Origin of the sequence: Citromicrobium bathyomarinum, from assembly GCF_038594485.1 — a bacterium.
Taxonomy (GTDB): domain Bacteria; phylum Pseudomonadota; class Alphaproteobacteria; order Sphingomonadales; family Sphingomonadaceae; genus Alteriqipengyuania; species Alteriqipengyuania bathyomarina_A.
The window spans coordinates 86623-106374 of record NZ_JBCFZG010000001.1; the positions used below are offsets into that span (position 1 = coordinate 86623).

At 61.9% G+C, this 19752-nt stretch carries 14 protein-coding genes; 5 read left to right on the forward strand and 9 right to left on the reverse strand.

From position 1 onward, the window contains the following. Nucleotides 1-13: 13 nt before the first annotated feature. The 5 genes from AAG591_RS00405 (at nucleotide 14) to AAG591_RS00425 (ending at nucleotide 6323) form a co-directional block, all read left to right on the forward strand. Nucleotides 14-1654, forward strand: a complete 1641-nt coding sequence (locus AAG591_RS00405; protein WP_342528951.1) for an acetolactate synthase large subunit — start codon at nucleotides 14-16, stop codon at nucleotides 1652-1654. Then, on the forward strand, nucleotides 1651-3045 hold the full coding sequence (locus AAG591_RS00410) for an aldehyde dehydrogenase family protein (protein ID WP_054522851.1): 1395 nt from the start codon (nucleotides 1651-1653) through the stop codon (nucleotides 3043-3045). The genes AAG591_RS00405 and AAG591_RS00410 overlap by 4 nt, the downstream gene beginning before the upstream one ends. A 98-nt stretch (nucleotides 3046-3143) precedes the next feature. Next, nucleotides 3144-3611, forward strand: a complete 468-nt coding sequence (locus AAG591_RS15175) for a hypothetical protein (protein WP_054522850.1) — start codon at nucleotides 3144-3146, stop codon at nucleotides 3609-3611. A gap of 45 nt (nucleotides 3612-3656) precedes the next feature. Further along, on the forward strand, nucleotides 3657-4274 hold the full coding sequence (locus AAG591_RS00420; protein WP_299309345.1) for a cation efflux transmembrane domain-containing protein: 618 nt from the start codon (nucleotides 3657-3659) through the stop codon (nucleotides 4272-4274). A 96-nt stretch (nucleotides 4275-4370) separates the two neighbouring features. Continuing rightward, the gene (locus AAG591_RS00425) at nucleotides 4371-6323 is read left to right on the forward strand and encodes an FTR1 family protein (RefSeq protein WP_342528953.1); all 1953 of its coding nucleotides are present in this window, start codon (nucleotides 4371-4373) and stop codon (nucleotides 6321-6323) included. Nucleotides 6324-6340: 17 nt separating this feature from the next. On the opposite strand, the gene AAG591_RS00430 is transcribed toward AAG591_RS00425, so the two are convergent. The 9 genes from AAG591_RS00430 to AAG591_RS00470 all read right to left on the reverse strand — a co-directional run bounded on the left by AAG591_RS00430 (nucleotide 6341) and on the right by AAG591_RS00470 (nucleotide 19716). Next, the gene (locus AAG591_RS00430) at nucleotides 6341-6817 is read right to left on the reverse strand and encodes a hypothetical protein (protein WP_082834748.1); all 477 of its coding nucleotides are present in this window, start codon (nucleotides 6815-6817) and stop codon (nucleotides 6341-6343) included. Nucleotides 6818-6861: 44 nt separating this feature from the next. After that, a complete protein-coding gene (locus AAG591_RS00435; RefSeq protein ID WP_342528954.1) occupies nucleotides 6862-9201 on the reverse strand; it encodes a heavy metal translocating P-type ATPase in 2340 nt (779 codons plus the stop codon). A 13-nt stretch (nucleotides 9202-9214) separates the two neighbouring features. Further along, on the reverse strand, nucleotides 9215-10756 hold the full coding sequence (locus AAG591_RS00440; protein WP_342528955.1) for a multicopper oxidase family protein: 1542 nt from the start codon (nucleotides 10754-10756) through the stop codon (nucleotides 9215-9217). Between the two features lie 58 nt (nucleotides 10757-10814). Beyond that, a complete protein-coding gene (locus AAG591_RS00445) occupies nucleotides 10815-11201 on the reverse strand; it encodes a copper-binding protein (RefSeq protein WP_225082053.1) in 387 nt (128 codons plus the stop codon). Continuing rightward, nucleotides 11180-14347, reverse strand: a complete 3168-nt coding sequence (locus tag AAG591_RS00450; protein WP_230782966.1) for an efflux RND transporter permease subunit — start codon at nucleotides 14345-14347, stop codon at nucleotides 11180-11182. Before AAG591_RS00450 ends, AAG591_RS00445 begins: the two co-directional genes overlap by 22 nt. Further along, on the reverse strand, nucleotides 14344-15840 hold the full coding sequence (locus AAG591_RS00455) for an efflux RND transporter periplasmic adaptor subunit (RefSeq protein ID WP_342529952.1): 1497 nt from the start codon (nucleotides 15838-15840) through the stop codon (nucleotides 14344-14346). Before AAG591_RS00455 ends, AAG591_RS00450 begins: the two co-directional genes overlap by 4 nt. A gap of 8 nt (nucleotides 15841-15848) precedes the next feature. Next, the gene (locus AAG591_RS00460; protein WP_342528956.1) at nucleotides 15849-17084 is read right to left on the reverse strand and encodes a TolC family protein; all 1236 of its coding nucleotides are present in this window, start codon (nucleotides 17082-17084) and stop codon (nucleotides 15849-15851) included. A gap of 534 nt (nucleotides 17085-17618) precedes the next feature. Further along, on the reverse strand, nucleotides 17619-18968 hold the full coding sequence (locus tag AAG591_RS00465) for an MBL fold metallo-hydrolase (protein ID WP_299309338.1): 1350 nt from the start codon (nucleotides 18966-18968) through the stop codon (nucleotides 17619-17621). A 43-nt stretch (nucleotides 18969-19011) separates the two neighbouring features. Further along, nucleotides 19012-19716 (reverse strand): NAD(P)-dependent oxidoreductase, encoded by a 705-nt coding sequence (locus AAG591_RS00470; RefSeq protein ID WP_342528957.1) that lies wholly within the window; start codon nucleotides 19714-19716, stop codon nucleotides 19012-19014. Nucleotides 19717-19752 lie beyond the last annotated feature (36 nt).

The window sequence follows — 19752 nt, forward strand, 5'->3', positions numbered from 1 at the left end:
TGAGGACCAACGAATGAAAGCTTCCGATCTTATGGTCGCCGCGCTCGAGGCCGAGGGCGTCGAATATGTTTTCGCCGTTCCAGGCGAAGAGAACCTGGATCTCCTGGAATCGCTGCGAACTTCCGCCATCACGCTGGTTCTGGCCCGTCACGAACAGGGCGCTGGCTTCATGGCGGCGACCTATGGCCGCCTGACCGGCAAGGCATGTGTGTGCCTGGCAACGCTCGGGCCTGGTGCCACGAACCTGACCACACCGGCGGCCTATGCCGCGCTCGGGGCCTTTCCGCTCGTCATTATTACTGGGCAGAAACCGATCAAGACATCGAAACAGGCCCAGTTCCAGATTGTCGACGTCGTTTCCCTGTTTACGCCGCTCTGCAAGGCTTCGACCCAGATCGTGAACGGCAATCGCATTCCCTCGCTCGTTCGTGAAGGTTTCCGTCTGGCGCAGGAAGAAAGGCCGGGCGCTGTACTGCTCGAGCTGCCGGAAGATATCGCTGAAGAGGAAACGATCGAACCGGTCATACCTCCGCATTACAGGCGTTATGCGGTCGCCGGAGATGCTGCGCTCGACGAAGCGGCCGAGCGCATCATCGCGGCTGAGCGGCCATTGCTCCTGATCGGTGCCGGAGCGAACCGCCGCCGCGCTTCGAAAGCGTTGCGCAAATTCGTGTCTGATACCGGCTTTCCATTCTTCGACACCCAGATGGGCAAGGGCGTGGTCGATGAAGATAGCGAGCTCTATCTGGGCACCGCGGCGCTATCGTCGGGCGATTATGTTCACTGCGCAATCGAAAAGGCCGATCTGATCGTCAATATCGGTCACGACGTGGTGGAGAAGCCGCCCTTCTTCATGGAGCCGGGCGGGCAGACCGTCATCCATATCAATTACAAGGCAGCCGAAGTCGATCAGGTCTACTTCCCGCAGCTCGAGGTCATCGGCGACATCGCCGGATCGGTCGAGCGGCTGGGAAACCGTCTGGATGGCAAGCTGCAGTGCGATCGCAGCTATTACACTGTGCTGCACCACGAGATTGCTTCGCACATTTCCGAGACCAGCGACGACGAACGTTTTCCGATGGTCCCCCAGCGCGTGGTTGCCGACGTACGCAGCGTAATGGCGCGCGATGATATCGTTGCGCTCGACAACGGTATCTACAAGATCTGGTTCGCCAGAAACTACATTGCGAATGAACCGGGTACCATCCTTCTCGACAATGCATTGGCGACGATGGGCGCAGGCCTTCCATCGGCCATGATGGCGGCGATGCTGTCGCCGGGGCGCAGAGTGCTCGCGGTATGCGGCGATGGCGGGTTCATGATGAACTCGCAGGAGCTGGAAACGGCCGTCAGGCTGGGCCTGAACCTCGTCGTACTCGTCCTGAACGATGCGGCATACGGCATGATCCGCTGGAAGCAGGACCAGCTCGGCTTTCCGGACTACGGCCTAACCTTTTCCAATCCCGACTTCGTCACCTACGCACAAAGCTATGGAGCGACCGGTCACCGGGTCGAGCGGAGCGCAGATCTTGTGGCGGTCCTGAACGCCGCATTCGAGGCGGGCGGCGTGCACCTTGTCGATCTGCCCGTCGACTACTCCGAAAACAAGAAGGTGCTGATCGACGAACTCGGCGCAAAGGTGTGCGAGCTATGAAGACGATCGTTCACAATCCGTTCGACCGCGAGCCGGTTGCAGAAGTGCCGCTTGTCGACTGGCCTCAAATCGATGAATGGCTGAATGAAGCGCAGTTGCTCCACCGCGACCGCCATGGCTGGCTTGCCGTGCACGAGCGTGTCGCCATCCTCCGGCGGGCTGCGGATATCATGCGCGAACGAGCCGAGGATCTGGCTCTCCAGATCGTCAGGGAGGGCGGCAAACCGCTGGTCGATGCGCGCGTGGAAGCCGGTCGCGCGATCAACAGCGTCGACTTATGCGTTCAGGCGCTCAGCGATGGCGGCGGTCACGAGATCCCCATGGACCTGACAGAAGCGGGTGCGGGAAGGACGGCATATACCTTCCGCGAGCCGATCGGTCCTGTCGTGGCGATCTCGGCATTCAATCACCCGCTCAACCTGATCGTCCATCAGGTTGGACCGGCGGTAGCAGCCGGGTGCCCCGTTCTCATCAAGCCTGCGCTGGAAACGCCTCTGTCATGCCAGAGCTTTGTGAGCATTCTTCATGAAGCCGGCCTGCCCGAGGCCTGGTGCCGGTTCGCACCTTGCGGCAACGATATTGCCGAAAGAATGGTAACCGATCCGCGCACGGAGTTCTTCTCATTCATCGGTTCTGCGAAGATCGGCTGGATGCTTCGCTCGAAGCTGGCGCCGGGAACCCGCATTGCTCTCGAGCACGGCGGCGCGGCGCCGGTAATCGTGGACAGCGGCGTGGAGCGCGCAGCAGTGATCGCCTCGTTGCTCAAAGGCGGGTTCTATCATTCGGGTCAGGTCTGCGTTTCCGTGCAGCGCGTGTACGTCCCTGCTGCAGAATTGAAAGACTTCGCTCATGACCTAAGGCGAGCTGCCGAAAAGCTGGTAGTGGGCGATCCCGCCGATGCTGAGACCCAATGCGGACCCCTGATCCGAACGGAGGAAGTTGACCGCGTCGAACGCTGGGTCGATGAAGCCATCGCAGCAGGAGGCACCCTGGTGTGCGGGGGAAGCCGTCTGAGTGACACTCTTTTCTCCCCGACCGTCATTGTCGATCCTCCCGAAAGTGCCAAGATATCCCGGGAAGAAATCTTCGGCCCCGTGATCTGCGTGTATGGCTATGACGATATCGACCTGGCTATCGAGCAGGCCAATGCCCTGCCTTACGCCTTTCAGGCCGCTGTATTCAGCGATCGGCTGTCAATCGCCAATCATTGCATACAGTCTCTGGCGGGATCGGCTGTGATGGTGAACGACCATACGGCATTCCGCGTGGACTGGATGCCTTTTGCAGGGCTGCGCCGCTCCGGGCTTGGCGTCGGCGGGATCCCCTACACTATGGCGGATATGAGCATTGAAAAAATGGCCGTCTGGAACTGGCCTGCGGCGGCATCATAGCCCGTTCGACAGACCCGGGATGGCGACACGGGCAGCTTCGCACTCGTCGGCCTTTCCCGAAGTTAAGTCTCTTATGGGCGGCCGACAAAAGCCGTGCATTGGCGAGCCTGACCGAACTGGCGCACGAGGCGCGGACATCAAGGCTCGGCGGTACCCGCAAGTGCATCGATGATGCGGCAATCGCCTACAGTGTCTTGCTCGCAGGCAGCGATCATACGCCCAAGTTCCGTCCGCAACGCCTCCAGGCTCGAGATCTTGCGCTCGACCTCGCCGAGATGGCTTCTGGCCAGAGCGTCGATGCCCGCGCAGGACCGGTCGGCATCATCGGAGAGATCGAGCAATTCCCTGATGCGTGCCATGGAGAAGCCGAGATCACGCGCGCGCCGTATGAAGTTAAGGCGCGCTTCCTCTGCTGGTCCATAATCGCGATAATTGGCCCGCGTGCGTGGAGGGGCAGCGAGGATACCCTCACGCTCGTAGAAGCGGATTGTTTCGGATTTGACGCCGGTTATCCGGGCAAGTTGACCAATTCTCATGACAAAGGCTCCTGCCGCTTGACCTTGTAGTTACTACAAGGTGCATAGGGCGGATCGACGCAAGGAGTCGAGTAAATGGGAAAGACCTGCTGCGGCCCCGATGAGGCCGGTGCAAACAACAACGATCCGACATGGCGGCGCATTCTGTGGATCGCACTGGGCCTTAATGCAATCATGTTCGGCGTGGAGATCGTGGCAGGCATTGCTGCGGATTCGCGCGCCTTGCAGGCCGACGCGCTCGACTTTCTCGGTGATGCGGCAAACTATGCTATCAGTCTCGGTGTAGCGGGGATGGCGCTCGTCTGGCGCGCGCGTGCGGCTCTCGTAAAGGCGGCGACCATGCTGGCTTTCGGCCTGTGGGTGCTCGGCTCGGCCATCTGGGGTTTCTTTGTCGGGGCGTCGCCCGACCCGGGAACGATGGGCGCCATCGGTTCTCTTGCTCTGGCGGTAAATCTCGCCGTCGCCGCGATGCTGTTCCGGTATCGCTCGGGCGATGCGAACATGCGCTCGGTGTGGATCTGTTCGCGCAACGACGCGATCGGTAATATCGCCGTGCTGGCGGCAGCGATTGGCGTTTTCGGCACCGGCCGTGCGTGGCCCGATCTGGTTGTGGCGAGCATCATGTCAGGACTGGCGGTGTGGGGAAGTGCCGAAGTCTCCAAACAGGCCCGTGGCGAACTGCGCTCTACCTAAACTCCAGAATATCCCCGCGATCGGGGGTTGGAGGAAATACATTTCCGTCTACACCCTGCTATTGCGAATTAATTGCAACAGATATAGAGACCCCTCATGCATCGCATCGTCTCCGCCACCGTCCATCCGGCACTGCGGCTCATTCTGCTGGCGCTTGCGCTGTGTCTGTCCGTCACCGCGAACGCGGAAGAACCCGACGTGCGAACCACATGGCGTCTGCTCGATTATATCGCGGTCGACTACGCCTCCGCCGTTTCCGAGGGACGTGTTGCCGACGAATTCGAATATCGCGAAATGGTGGAGTTTTCCGATGTCGTGGCGCGGCAGATCGCTGCATTGCCGGATACTAAAGACAATCAAGCACTCATCCGCCGATCGGACCAGCTGCGAGCTCTGATCGCCAATAAGGAACCCGCCGAGCGAGTTGGGCGCTTAGCGCGCGCGCTGGCAGCCTCGTTGCTGACAGCCTACCCGGTTCCGCTTGCCCCTTCGCAAGCGCCCGACCTTGACCGCGCCCGCACTCTCTTCGCGCAGAACTGCGCCTCGTGTCACGGCGCCGCCGGAAGTGCGCCACCGGCCGCAATGCAGGCACTTGATCCCCCGCCGATCGACTTCACCGATATCGACCGGGCGCGGCAGCGCAGTGCGTTCGGGCTTTACCAGGTCATCACGCAAGGGCTGGAAGGAACGTCCATGGCCAGCTTCGCATCGCTGTCCGACGAGGATCGCTGGGCGCTTGCATTCCATGCCGGCAGCATTGCTTTTGAAGATGTGGCCAAGGGCGAGCGTATTTGGCGGGAAGATGATGGCATACGCCAGCTTGTCCCCGATCTCGAGACGCTCGCCGCGCTCACACCGGAAAGTCTGGCCGAGCAGATCGGCGAGGACCGTGCGCTCGCCGTCATTGCCTATCTTCGCGCCAATCCCGATGCGGTGGGACAGGCAAATGACGCAGGTTCGCTCGCCTTCGTTCGCGATACGCTCGATCGCAGCCTGTCAGCTTATCGGGCTGGCAACCGAGAGGAAGCGCGGCAGCTTGCCCTGTCTGCCTATCTCGACGGGTTTGAACCCCTGGAGGCCCTCCTGGCAACGCGCGATGGCGGTTTGATGCGGGAGGTAGAACAGGCGCTCGGGCAATTCCGGGCCGGAATAGAGTCCGGTGCGAATCCATCCGAACTACAGCAACTAAGGGCTCGCATCGATAGTCTGCTGGCAAGAGCCGAGGAAGCGTTGGCTCCTGAGGCGGCCAGCGAAATCTCGACCTTTCTCGGGGCGTTCACCATTCTCCTGCGCGAGGGGATCGAAGCAATTCTGGTTGTGATCGCCATGATTGCCTTTGTGAAAAAGTCGCAGCGCTCCGAGGTATTGCCCTATATCCATGGTGGGTGGATCGCTGCTCTTTTCGCAGGTGTCGCCACCTGGGTCGTAGCAACCTACTTCGTAAGCATCAGCGGGGCGAGCCGCGAGATGACCGAAGGGATCGGCGCGCTGCTTGCGGCTGTCATTCTCGTATCGGTCGGGATCTGGATGCACGGCAAATCCCAGGCCGAGGAGTGGCGGCGCTATATCCAGGAAAAAATGGGCAAGGCGCTTTCGCGCGGATCGGCATGGTTTCTCTTTGGTCTTGCATTCGTGGTCGTCTACCGGGAAGCGTTCGAGACTATTCTGTTCTACGCTGCCCTGTGGAACCCGCAGAGCAGCGGCATCATATTGGCAGGTGCCTTGTCCGCAGTCGCGCTGCTAGCGTTCATCGCATGGGTTATGCTGCGCTACAGCCGCAAACTGCCGATCACCCAGTTCTTCCGCTATAGTGCTATCCTGATTGCGATCCTTGCGGTCATTCTCGCGGGCAAGGGCGTGGGCGCTTTCCAGGAGGCCGGAGTTCTTTCCGCCACTTTCATTGCCGGCTTGCCGCGCCTCGCCGAACTCGGCTTCTTCCCGACTGTCGAGACGATCGGCGCGCAATTGCTCACGCTGCTCGCTCTGATTGCCGGATTTCGGATAAGTCGATCACCATCGGGACCGCAGCCGGCAGCTGTCGAGGGATAGGTGATCCCGGTTTGCGATCAGCGGGGTCCGGTGCCGAGACGGCGCGCGAGCCACAAGGAGGCTGTGGGAACCGCGACCCACATCGCGATCGGTATGAGACCGATTTTGGTTCCGGGCACCAGCGGCATGATTGCACTATAGGACCACCCCCAGTCGGCACCGACAGCCAGCACTTCGACCATGGCAGTAATGGCCAGGCCGATTCCCAGGAACACGACAAAACGCGAGATCGGCCAGTCTACGAGCCACGGCGTTTTACCACTGCCGACAGAGGCGCCGAGATAAGCGGCCACCATGATCCCGGCATCGCCGAACGAGGCCAGGCCGCAGCGACGTGCTGCCTCGGCAGGCGACAGACCTCCCGACTGGTAGAAAGGAAGCTGGAGCATCTCCCAGGCGAAAGCGATGAGAATTCCGAATATCGCGATCCAGAGGGCTGGATGAGCACCGCGCCATTCGCGCGATTCCTCAGAGATTTGGTCCTGATCCTGCATCGTCTGATTCGTCACTCCTGCGATCTCCGTCCCGTCCCCATCGCTCAGGTATCGAATTTGGGAAGAGCGAGGCCGCGCAGGCGCAGGGCGTTGCCGATCACCGATACCGAAGACAGGCTCATCGCTGCGGCCGCGATCATCGGGTTCAAAAGCAACCCGGTCCATGGATAGAGGACACCTGCTGCGACCGGTATGCCGAGCGCATTATACGCAAAGGCAAAGAACAGGTTCTGCCTGATGTTGCGCATAGTGGCCCGAGACAGGACGAGCGCCTGAACAACGCCGACGAGGTCGCCGCGCACCAATGTCACGCCCGCGCTTTCGATCGCGACATCGGTACCCGTTCCCATCGCGATGCCGACATGCGAAGCGGCAAGCGCGGGTGCGTCGTTTATGCCGTCGCCGGCCATAGCGACCCGGCGACCATCGCTCTTCAACTGCTCGATCTTGCGATGTTTGTCCTCGGGCGAGACGTTCGCTTCGACTTCGTCGATACCGACCTGGCTTGCTACCGCACGCGCGGTGGCTTCGCTGTCGCCGGTAAGCATCACGATCTTGATGCCGCGCTCATGCAACGCGGCAATAGCGGTGCGGCTGGTTGCCTTGATCGGATCGGCGACCGCGATAAGGCCTGCCGGTGCCCCGTCCACGGCCACGAACATCACCGTCTGTCCGAGGCTTCGGCCTTCGTCCGCCGTTGACCGCCAGCCTTCTTCGAGCGCCCCTATACGCTCCATCATCTTTTCATTCCCGATCGCGACCAGGCGCTTGTCGACATTTGCCTGGATACCTTCGCCGGTCACGGATTCGATATCGGAAGCGTCGAGAATGGCAGCGCCCCTGTTTTGAGCCCCTTCCACGATCGCGTGGGCGAGCGGATGCTCGCTTCCTCTCTCAACGGCAGCGACAAGGCTCAGCAATTCCTGCTCGTCGAAATTTGGCTGCGGTTTTACGTCGACAAGATCAGGCATGCCCCGGGTCAGCGTTCCGGTCTTGTCGACGACCAGCGTATCGATCTTTTCCAGCGTTTCGAGCGCTTCGGCGTTCTTGATCAGGATCCCGTGCTGCGCGCCCTTGCCGGTACCGGTCATGATCGACATCGGCGTCGCCAGTCCGAGCGCGCAGGGACACGCGATGATCAGAACGGCGACCGCGTTGACGAGCGCGTAGGCAAGGGCCGGTGCCGGTCCCCAGATGGCCCAGACGACAAAACTCACGATAGCGACAAGGACGACGATGGGTACGAACCATCCGGTGACCTGGTCGGCGAGCCGCTGGATCGGTGCCCGGCTGCGCTGGGCCTCCGCGACCATCTGCACGATCTTCGAGAGCATGGTGTCCGCGCCGACCTGCGTCGCGCGCATGGTGAAGCTGCCGGTCTGGTTTACGGTGCCCCCGATCACGGGATCGCCCGCGCTTTTCTTGACGGGAATGGGTTCGCCACTGATCATGGATTCGTCGATGGCACTGCTTCCATCCTCGAGCGTGCCATCGACGGGGACCTTGTCGCCCGGACGCACGCGCAGCAGGTCCCCCGACGTCAATTCATCGAGCGGTACTTCGCGCTCGTCCCCGCGACCGAAGATCTTCATCGCGGTCGGGGGTGCGAGTTCGAGAAGCGCTCGCAAGGCGCTCGATGTCGATCCGCGCGCCTTGAGCTCGAGCACCTGCCCGAGCAGCACGAGGGTCGTGATAACCGCTGCGGCCTCGTAATAGACGCCGACCCGGCCCGCATGATCGCGGAATGCCTCGGGAAAGATGTCCGGGGCGAGGGTTGCCACAAGGCTGAACAGATAGGCGATGGCGACGCCGAAGCCGATCAGGGTGAACATGTTGAGGTTCATGGTCCGGACCGATTGCAGCGCGCGGGTGAAGAAGGGCCAGCCGCCCCAAAGCACCACCGGAGTTGCCAGCAGGAGCTGCAGCCACTGCGCGATAGCGGGTTCGATGACCTGATCGAACGGTCGCGACGGGATCATGTCGCCCATCGCATAGGCGAAGAGCGGCAGCGTGAAGAGCGCGCTCCACCAGAACCTTCGCCGCATGTCGACGAGTTCGGGATCGGGGCCCTCGTTCAGAGTGACCGTTTCGGGTTCGAGGGCCATCCCGCATATCGGGCAAGAGCCCGGCCCCGGCTGCCGGATCTCCGGATGCATCGGACAGGTGTATATGGTACCTTCCGGGACATCCTCGACAGCATCGAGGTGCGCCTTCGAAAGATACATCTCCGGATCCGCGCGGAACTTGTCGAGGCAGCGCGAGGAGCAGAAGTAATGGTCGCCACCCTCGTGTCGATCGACGAAGCGGGCGCCGTCCATCTTCACGCTCATTCCGCAAACGGGGTCGGTCGCCATACCCTCGATTGCATTGTGCCCATCGCTCATCTGTCGTTCTCCCCTAGTTGGCCATCACCACGAACTGCCCCATCATGCCTGCGTCCTCGTGCTCGAGGATATGGCAGTGATACATGTAGGGAGTGTCGGGATCGGTATTTTCTTCGAACCGCAACAGCAGCCTGACCTGTTCACGCGGGTTGACGATTACGGTGTCCTTGAAGCCCGCCTCTTCCGCCCGCGGAGGCCGACCGTCCCGGTCGAGCAAGCGGAACTGCACGTTATGAATATGAAAGGGATGGGCCATCATCGATGCGTTGGCGATTTCCCATATTTCCCACTGACCCACCGGTACGCGCTGATTGATGACGTCCATGTCCATGGTTTCGCCGTTGATCGACATGCCCCGGCCCATCATGCCCATATCGAGCACGAAACGGCGGCTGCGAACGGCGAGTGAGGGGGCTGGCGCAGCAAGCGCGGCCAGAGTGGGCGGGAGCATTACTGGAGTTGACGCGCCTGAGGGGCGCATATCGAGGATCGAAAACGTGCGCCCCTGCCTCTCGCGATCGGCCCGGTTTCCCATCATTCCGCCGCCCATCATACCCCCGCCTTGCCCGCCCATCATGCCCATGGCGTTAGCAGGGCTGCTGGCAATCAGCCGGAGCGGGCGCCCTTCGGAAAGATCGACGATCACTTGTGCGCGTTCGCCTGGGGCAAGGGTAAGACTGCGAACCTCGCTTGGCGCGGCAAGCAGGCCGCCATCGCTTGCGATGAGTTGCATCGGACGATCACCTTCGAGCGAGAAGGTGTAGAACCGCGCATTCGATCCATTGAGAAGCCGCAGGCGCAGCGGACCGGCGGCGGCCTCGAAAACGGCATTGGCCGTTCCGTTCACATAGATGCGCTCACCCATCACCCCCATCATCCGCGAGTGCATATCGAGCGGGTAAACAAGGCGGCCCGCGCCGTCGATCACGCGATCCTGCACGACGAGCGGTATGTCATCTACACCGTACCGGCTCGGCAGATCGAGGCGATCCTCTTCCTCGTCGCGCACGTAGATCGGGGCAGCAAGTCCGGCATAGACCTGTGGTCCGGCCCGGCGATGCAGATGCGAATGATACCAGTATAACGAAGCGCGCTGGCGTATTTCGAAGGACGGGCTCCAGCGCTCACCGGGCCGTATGAGCTGGTGCGGCCCGCCATCCGCTGTGGCGGGAAGTTCGAAACCATGCCAGTGAACGGTCGCATCTTCGGCAAGCTTGTTGTCGATGTGAAAGCGAACCTGTTCGCCGCGGCGCATTTCGAGGGTCGGGCCGAGATAGGATGCGTCGATACCGATCGTCGGTGACGCCGTGCCGGGCACGAATTCTTTCTCGCCCGGTGTCAGGGACAGGCGAAAGACACGCTCGCCCCGTTCGATCGTTCCTGCCTGTAGCCGAGGTATGGCAAGAGGATTGCTTTCGCCTCCCTGATCGAGCGACATCCTGCTTTGCGTACCGCAACCCAGCAGCGGCAGCGCGGCGAAACCCGTCGCCGCGAGGCCGGCGCTCTTGATGAAGTCGCGGCGATCCTTAAAGTCGGGTCTGTCGATACCTGGCATATTCACCTGTTTTTGCGTGGGAGGCACCGGCGCAACCGAGCGCCTCCCACCCACCGTCCTATCGCGGCGTTACCGAGGTAACGACGCTGCCTTCGGTTCCAGTACGAAATTCAAAGGCTATTCCCTCACCGACACTGACCTGTTCGAGGATTTGCGCGTCGGCTTCGAAGGTCATGGTCATCGCGGGCCATCCGATACTTTCGACCGGACCATGCTCGATGGTCACCGTGCCCGCCTCGGAATCGATGGCTGTAACCGTTCCCTCCGCGCTGGCGCTCTGCTCGCCGCCGGTCTCCTCCGCCATCGGCATTTCGCCTGACATGGGCATGCTGTCCGAGTTCGCCATGTCGTCTGACATCATGGTCTCTGAGCTGTCGTCTGCAGCGTCGCAGGCTGCAAGCGCCAGCGGTGCCGCGAGCAGGATCATGTAGGTTGGGGTACGCACTCTTCTTCTCCTTGAGGGTTGGCCGGTTTTTCCGGACGGGGGCGCCGCAACAACAGATAGGCGGCGGGAAGCAGGAACATGGACAGGAGCGGGGCGGTGATCATGCCGCCAACCATCGGCGCGGCGATGCGGCTCATGACTTCCGAGCCCGCGCCGGTGCCGATCAGGATCGGAAAGAGACCCGCAAGGATGACTGCGACGGTCATCGCCTTGGGCCGCACGCGCAGGAGCGCGCCTTCCCGGATGGCCTCGTCTACTTCTTCGGCGCTCAGATCACCGCGTCGCCGCTCCAGTGCGGCTTTCAGGTAAATCAGCATCACTACGCCGAATTCGGCGGAGACGCCGGCAAGCGCGATGAAACCGACCGCAGTCGCCACCGACTGGTTGTAGCCCATCAGATAGAGCAACCAGTATCCGCCCGTCAGCGCGAAGGGCAGCGTGCCCATGATCAGCAAGGCTTCGTCCCAGCGCCGGAAAATGAGATAGAGCAGCAGGAAAATGATCGCAAGCGTCGCGGGAACCACGACCTTCAGTCGCTCATAGGCGCGCGTCAGATATTCGAACTGGCCCGCATAGGACAGGCTGACGCCGGCAGGAAGATCGACACCCGCGGCGACGACCTCCTGCAGATCGGCGACCACCGAAGTAAGATCGCGGCCCCGGACGTCGACGTAGATGTAGCTGGTCAGTCGGCCCTGTTCGCTCTTGAGCATGGGCGGACCGTCGCTGACGGCGATACGGGCGACAGTGCCAAGCGTGATCTGTTGGCCGGACGGCGTCAGAACCGGCAAGGCCCTGAGTTCCTCGACGCTGTCCCTGATTTCGCGGGGATAGCGCACATTGATCGGATAGCGCGCCAGCCCCTCGACGGTCCGTGCGACATTGGCACCGCCAACTGCACCAGAGACGATCTGCTGGATGTCGGCAATGTTGAGCCCGTATCGCGCGGCCGCCATCCGGTCGATATCGACATCGACATAGCGACCGCCCGACAGGCGCTCCGCCAGGGCGGAACTCACGCCAGGCACGGTCTTGGCGATACGCTCCACATCGAGTGCAACGCGTTCGAGTTGATCGAGATCGTCGCCTGAAACCTTGACCCCGATCGGGCTCTTGATCCCGGTCGCGAGCATGTCGATCCGGTTGCGGATCGGCGGCACCCAGACATTGGCGAGGCCCGGCACCTGAACGACCCGGTCAAGTTCCTCGACCAGCAGATCGGGCGTCATTCCCTCGCGCCACTCCTCGCGCGGCTTGAAGCGGATCGTCGTTTCGAACATCGTCAGGGGAGCCGGATCCGTCGCTGTATCGGCGCGCCCCGCCTTGCCGAACACCGTTTCCACCTCGGGGACCGACTTGATCAGGCGATCGGTGCGCTGCAGCAGCGCCGAAGCCTCGCCGGGGGAAAGGCCGGGCAGCGCGCTCGGCATATAAAGCAAATCGCCTTCATCGAGCGGCGGGAGGAACTCGCCGCCAAGCCGGGTGAAGGGGATCGCGGTGGTCAGGAAGATCAGCGCCGCGATCACCAGCGTTGCCTTTGGGCGCCGCATGACCCAGTCGAGCCCCGGACGATAGATTTTCGTCAGCCAGCGGTTGAGAAAATTGGAATCCTCCGAAGGGATCTTCCCACGGATCAGCCATCCCATCATTACCGGCACCAGCGTTACCGACAGAATGGCCGCGGCCGCCATGGCATAGGTCTTGGTGAAAGCGAGCGGAGCGAACAACCGCCCTTCCTGCGCCTGCAGGGTGAAGACCGGTAGGAACGACAGCGTAATGATCAGCAGACTGAAGAACAACGCCGGTCCCACTTCCTTCGATGCATCGGCGATGATCCGCCAGCGTTCCTTCACCGCGAGCGCGGTATCGGGATTCTCGTGTTCCCATCGCTCGAGATGCTTGTGCGCGTTCTCAATCATGACGACGGCGGCATCGACCATCGCACCGACCGCGATGGCTATTCCACCCAGCGACATGATGTTGGCATTAACGCCCTGGATGCGCATCACGATGAAGGCCGCGAGCACGCCCAAAGGCAGGGTGATGATGGCGACAAGTGCCGAACGCGCGTGCCAGAGGAACAGCGCGCATACGAGCGCCACGACGATAAACTCTTCGATGAGCTTCGTGGTGAGGTTCTCTATAGACGCATCGATGAGCTGAGAGCGATCGTAGGTCGTGACGATCTCGACGCCTTCGGGAAGGCTTGCCTGCAAGTCGTCGAGTTTGAGTTCCACGGCTTGGATCGCGCTTCGCGCATCCGCGCCCTGCCGCAGAACGATGATGCCCCCGGCAACCTCGCCTTCGCCATTGAGCTCGGCGATGCCACGGCGCAGCTCGGGGCCTACCTGGATTGTCGCTACGTCGCCAAGCGTGACCGGAATGCCGCCGCTCGCAGTGCGTAGTGGAATCTGCCGAAAATCCTCGAGGTCGCCGAGATAGCCCGAGGCGCGGACCATATATTCGGCTTCGCCCATCTCGACGATCGAGCCGCCCGCTTCCTGGTTGGCGGCCTGGATTGCGCTCACGATCTCGGCGTGAGTCACGCCGAGCGATGCCATCCGGTAAGGTTCCAGCACGACCTGGTATTGCTTGACCATTCCGCCGACGCTGGCGACCTCGGCAATGCCGGGAATCGTCTTGAGCTCGTAGCGCAGGAACCAGTCCTGCAGGCTGCGCAGTCCGGCAAGGTCGTGCCCGCCGGTCCGGTCGACGAGCGCATATTCGTAGATCCACCCCACACCGGTTGCATCGGGCCCAAGCGTGCTCGTGACGCCATCGGGCAGGCGGTTCTGCACCTGGTTGAGATATTCGAGCACGCGCGAGCGTGCCCAGTAGAGGTCGGTACCGTCCTCGAAGATGATATAGACATAGCTGTCACCGAACATCGAATAGCCACGGACGGTTTTCGCCCCCGGCACCGAGAGCATGGTCGTTGCCAGGGGATAGGTGACCTGTTCCTCGACGATCCGGGGGGCCTGACCCGGATAGTTTGACCGGACCACAACCTGCACATCGGACAGATCGGGCAACGCGTCGACCGGCGTCGTGCGCACCGCCCAGAAACCGGCCAGCGTTACCGCGACGGCGGCGAGAACGATAAACAGGCGGTTGGCGATCGAGGCATCGATTATCCGAGCAATCATTGTCCGGCCCTCGTGATAGACTCGATCCGGGGGCCGGCATCCTGCTGGGTGAAGGTGAAGCGCACCCTGTCTCCCGTCTCGAGCCCGCGCATTTGCGCCGCGCTCTTCGTGCGGAAGGTCATGGTCATCGCGGGCCAATCGAGCCGGGGCACAGGACCATGCCGCAGCGTCACCGAACCATTGGCGATCGACTGGATCGTGCCGGTGGCACCGAAGGTCGCTGATGCGTCCTCGCCGCCGGTGGAAGCGTCATCTGCCTGATCTATCGGACGGACGTCCAGTCCGGTGAGGCTTGCTTCGGAATCGAGCAGGAACTGACCCGATGTCACGACCTGGTCGCCTGCCGACAGACCGGCCAGCACTTCGGTCCTTCCACCCGCTTCGCGGCCGATCCGGACCTCGGCGGGCATGAAACCGCCCTCGTCCTGCTTCACCATCACGATGGTTCGACGTCCGGTCCTGATAACCGCTTCGGACGGTACCAGCAGCGCGCGGCGTGTGTCCGGGGTCAGCGAGACCTGTGCGAACATGCCCGGCTTGAGGCGCCCGGATGCATTGGGCAGTTGCGCACGAACGGTGATCGTACGGCTTGCATCCTGCGCGCTCGGCAGGATAGCGATGATGGGCCCGGAGAAGCGTTCCTCGGGGAATGCGGTCAGCGTCGCGCTGACAGGTTGCCCGACGCGGACAGTCGCCGCCTGCCTTTCAGGCACCGCGGCTTCGAGCCAGATCGGTGAGAAACCGGTTATCTCGGCGAGCGTCTGTCCGGCCATGACTGTCATTCCCGGACGCACGCCGAGCGATGTGATGGCACCTCCAATCGGCGCGGTAACGGTGATCGTGGACTGCGGACGTCCATTGCGCCCTACCGATGAGATCAGGCCTGGAGGCATACCCAAAAGGCGCATGCGTTCGCGCATGGCCTGCGCAAGTTCTTCATCACCGCTGTTCAGGACGGCCAGATACTCCTGCTGCGCTCCGCCCCATTCGGGAACCAGGATATCCGCGAGCGGCGCGCCCCGTCCAACGACATCGTCGGGCGCGCGGCCGTAGGTTCTTTGGACATAGCCTCCGGCACGTGGCTGGACGATCGCGACGTCGCGTTCATTGTAGGCCAGAACGCCTGTGACGGTTATTCCCGGCTCGAGGACGCCGTACTCGGCTTCAGTGGTGCGGATGCCGAAATTCTGCACCAGGCCGGGATCTATCCTGACGCCTGCAGTGGCCTCCTCGCCCGCGCACTTGGGCACCAGATGCATATCCATGAAGGGCGACTTGCCCGGCTCGTCGAAGTGCTGCCCCGGCACCATCGGGTCGTACCAGTAAAGGACCTCCTCGCATTCGGTCGCACTGCCGCCCGCGTCGCTTGCACCACCCTGGCCTTCGCCGAGCTGCGAGAGACCATAGCCGGCGGCAAGACTGATGAGCGCGACCGTGCCTGCCATCATCCAGGATTTCTGGCGCGGCGACAGCCTGTCCCACGCGGCTCCCATTGCGGGTCTCATCGGCCATACTCCCCATAAGTCAGTCGCAGGTTCGCGGCGGCCTCGACGGACGCCTCTTCGCGTTGCAGAATTTCCACCCGCAGCATGGCGAGCGTTTTGATGGCGTCGATGATGTCGAGCAGATCCGCGCGGCCTGCGGCAAAGCTCGCGCGTTCGAGGTCCACGCGGCTTTCGGCAAGAGGGAGCAGTTCGTCCGTCGCGCGCTGCCATTGTCGATAAGCGCTGCGCCATGCGGCGAGATCGGTCTCGAACTGGGCTTCGAGTTCACGGAGCCGGTCTGCTCTGGCCGACTGCGCCGCCGCCGCCTCGGCGTCGGCGGCGGCTACACGCGGGTTTTGGCGCCGGTCGGCGAAAATCGGGAGCGTGATCGAACCCATCACCGAGACGACATCGCCAAAGTCGGGATCGCGCCTTCCATAGCTCACATTGACGCCGAAATCCGGACGCCTTTCCGATCGGGCAAGATCACTTCGCGCTTCCGCTTGACGAACCTGCGCAAGCGCCACGACAAGTTCCGGATTGCTTTGCAAACTTGCCCGCAAACCTTCGGGATCGAGATCGGGCGAAGGCGTGGTTCCGGTCGCGATAGCGTTCGTCAGAGCGGTATAGCGCGACAGCATGGCTTGCGCGGCCTCTCGGTCGGCTTCGATCCTGGTCCGCATGTCTTCGACTTCGAGCACGGCACGGCGTACTTCCAGACTTTCGGCGGGTCTGGCCGAACCGGCGGCGACAGAACTGCGGGCGAGTGGTACGAGCCCCTCGATTTGAGCAAGTGCATCGTCGGCGACGGTCAGAGCCCGTTGGGCATAAGCCAACGAAATCCATGCCATTCCTGCTCCGACGCGCACCCTGTAACGGGTTTGACGCAACTGTGCTGCGGCAAGTCCGATGTCGGCCTCCGCCATTCCGAACCGGGCCCGACGTTTCGCGAGATTGGGGATCTCCTGTTCGATGCCGACTTGGATCTGCGTTGGGAGCTGGCGATCCAGCTCGAACGCAGCCGGCCCGCTTACCGGCAGGTTCTGGATGCCCGCGCGAAGGCGCGGATCGGGCAATTCATCGGCAGCATCGGCGATCTCCCGCCGGGCTTCCAGTCTTAGCTCGCTTGTTCGAACCTGGGGCTGGTCGCTCGTTGCTGCTCGCAAAGCTTCCTGATAGCCCACCGACTGGGCATTACTCGCCGGCGCGAGGGCCAGCAGGACCGGAAGCGCGGTCCAGCTTATTCGTTTCATGATCGTTCATCCGCAAAAGGAGCGCGTCAGACACGCGTTCCGGATCACCGGCCCGCGTCGAGCGCAGGCCGTTCATCCAGAGGCAGGAGCGCGCAGGCTTGAGCCTGCACACGGGTCATGCCGGAAGTTGCGGAGGTGGCGGCTCTGGCCCTAGTCCTGTGGCTGCGAGCGAATTGGAGACTAATCGGCTGAACTGAGAAGCCTGCGCCGGTATTTCACCGACCAGGGTCGCATCACCCCCTGGAACGAGGGGCGGGATGCAGCCGAATGCCACAAGACAATCCAGCCGAAGGTTCTTGCAAGGCACGCCGTCATGATCGTCCATGGAAGCTGCGCCCGCCATCATCTCCATCTCGGCGCAGGCCGGTTTGCCTGCATCGAGCGCCTGAGGCAGGGCAGATGCATGCGCTGCCGATTGAACGAACAGCCCGCAAGCGATCAAAAGCAGTCCAAGGGTGCGCAAGTCTCGCATAATAAAAGCGTAAAGCTTCCCGCAGAGCAAGACAAGGACCTCGCATCGGGTGCGATGGTTCATCACGACGCGTGCTGCCAGGCACCCATCGAGCCCAGATATATATCGAGCTTTTCGAATCCTTTGCTTTGCAGCCAGCCCGCCGCCACACTCGCACGCATGCCACTGGCACACATGACGGAATAGGCGCGTTCGCGATCGAGCTCGGCGAAGCGGGAATTGAGTTCGCCCACGTAGATGTGTTCCGATCCCTCGATCGCGCTGCTGCGCCGCTCATCGAGGTCACGCACGTCAAGCAAGGTCCAGTTGTCGCGCTTGCGCTCGAGACGATCCTGAACCTCGCTCGTCCCGATCATCGGAAGGTTCGCCATGTCCATTCCCTGCGCTGCAGCCGGGACGATACCGACATAGCCGCCGTCGATCGAGTCGAGCCCGATCCTCACAAGGTGTGTCATGGCCGAAGCCAGCTGGTCTTCCGCCGATCCGACGAGGACGATTGTTTCACCCTCCCTGATGAACCAGCCCGCAAACGCCGAGATCATGCCGACCGGAAGGCATATCGAACCAGGCAGATGCCCGCTTGCGTATGCAAGCGGATCCCGCACGTCGACGACATGATCGGCGTCGATTTCGCGAATGTCGGAGAGTTTGAGACGTTTTGGTCGCAAGATCCGTGGCGCAGGAGATGTTCCCTCGACGTTCAGGCGTTCCATCAGTCTGAAGTAGGGCGGCTGGTAATGATGCTCGGCGAGCTTGGCCTCGATAAATTCCTCGCGATGGGCGATCTGGAGCTTCGGATTGTTGCGACGTTCGTGGCCTATGGTCGAGAATTCACGGTCCGCCATTCCCGAACCGCAGACCGAGCCTGCTCCATGCGCGGGGTAAATGATCGTCTGGTCACCCAGACCGCAAATCTTCTGCAGTGAATCGTACAGGAGGCCCGCGACCTCCCGCGCGCGCTCGGGATAGAAATCGGTGCGTCCGACGTCGCCAACGAAGAGCGCATCGCCGGTGAACACGCCGATCGGTCCTTCGGGAAAATCGTCGTCATGGAGGACGAAGGCGAGATGATCGTCGGTGTGACCGGGAGTTTCGAGCACCGAAATCCGCAACTTCCCGATCTCGAAAACGTCGCCCTCTCGCGCGGTGTCGGCGAAAACAATCTCGTCCGCAGGGTTTGGACCGTGCAGAACGCGGGCACCGGTCATTTTGGCCAATACCGGCGATCCCGTGATGAGATCCTCATTCCTGTGCGTTTCGAAGATATGCGTGATCTCCAGCCCTTCGGCGCGGGCACGCTCGACATAAATCTCGCAGTCCCGGCGCGGATCGATGACCGCTGCCTTGCCCTGCGAACCAATCAGATAGGAAAGGTGGGAGAGGCCGGGGGTCTTTATCTTCTCGAGCAGCATGTTTTGCCTCGTTGTTGGAGTGTTTCCGTGAGACCGCGTCGATCTAGTCGATCCCGAGTTCGGCTTTGAGTGCCGAGACGTTCTCGAAGCGGTCTGCTTCTGGCCGGGCGATAGCGGGCTTGGCGTTGACCCAGGTGTTCTCAAACACGAATTCGAGCATGGCTGCCGCGAGGTCGGCGTGCCGGCAACGAAAGCAACCCTCGGCAAGACGCTCGTCGGTAATGACGGCTTCACCCGTATAGGGTTCGTCGAGGAGCCAGCCCGGTCGCGCAGACGTCCAATTCAGGCCTTTCGCGCGCTCCAGAAGATCTTCCATGGCGCGCATCTGTTCGAGAATATTGTGCAAGGCTGGTCTTGCCGTGAGCTCGAACCATGCAGGAACGCTGGGCTGCGGCTCTACAAACGCCGCCGATATCACGACGATCCGGGAAATGCCGGTCGTCGACATCGCTTCCACCAGCTTGCGGGTTCCCTCCGTATAAAGCGGAGGCGGATCGATCGCCGTAGATGGACTAAACCCTATACCGAGTGCGGAAATGACCGCACGACAACCTTCAAGCTCGCTGCTGAAGTCGTCATTGAGAACGTCGCACTGGAAATACTCGACATTGTCGACCCTGTCCGATGGTTCGGGCAGGGTGTGTTCGAACGCTCGTACCGCGATGCCCTTGCGGACCGCATGGCGCAATATTTCCGTGCCGGTCTTTCCTCCGGCACCGAAGACCGCAAGGGGGGCTGCATCGGTCACAGGTTCAGCTTCCACGGTCGTACCTCATTATGAATT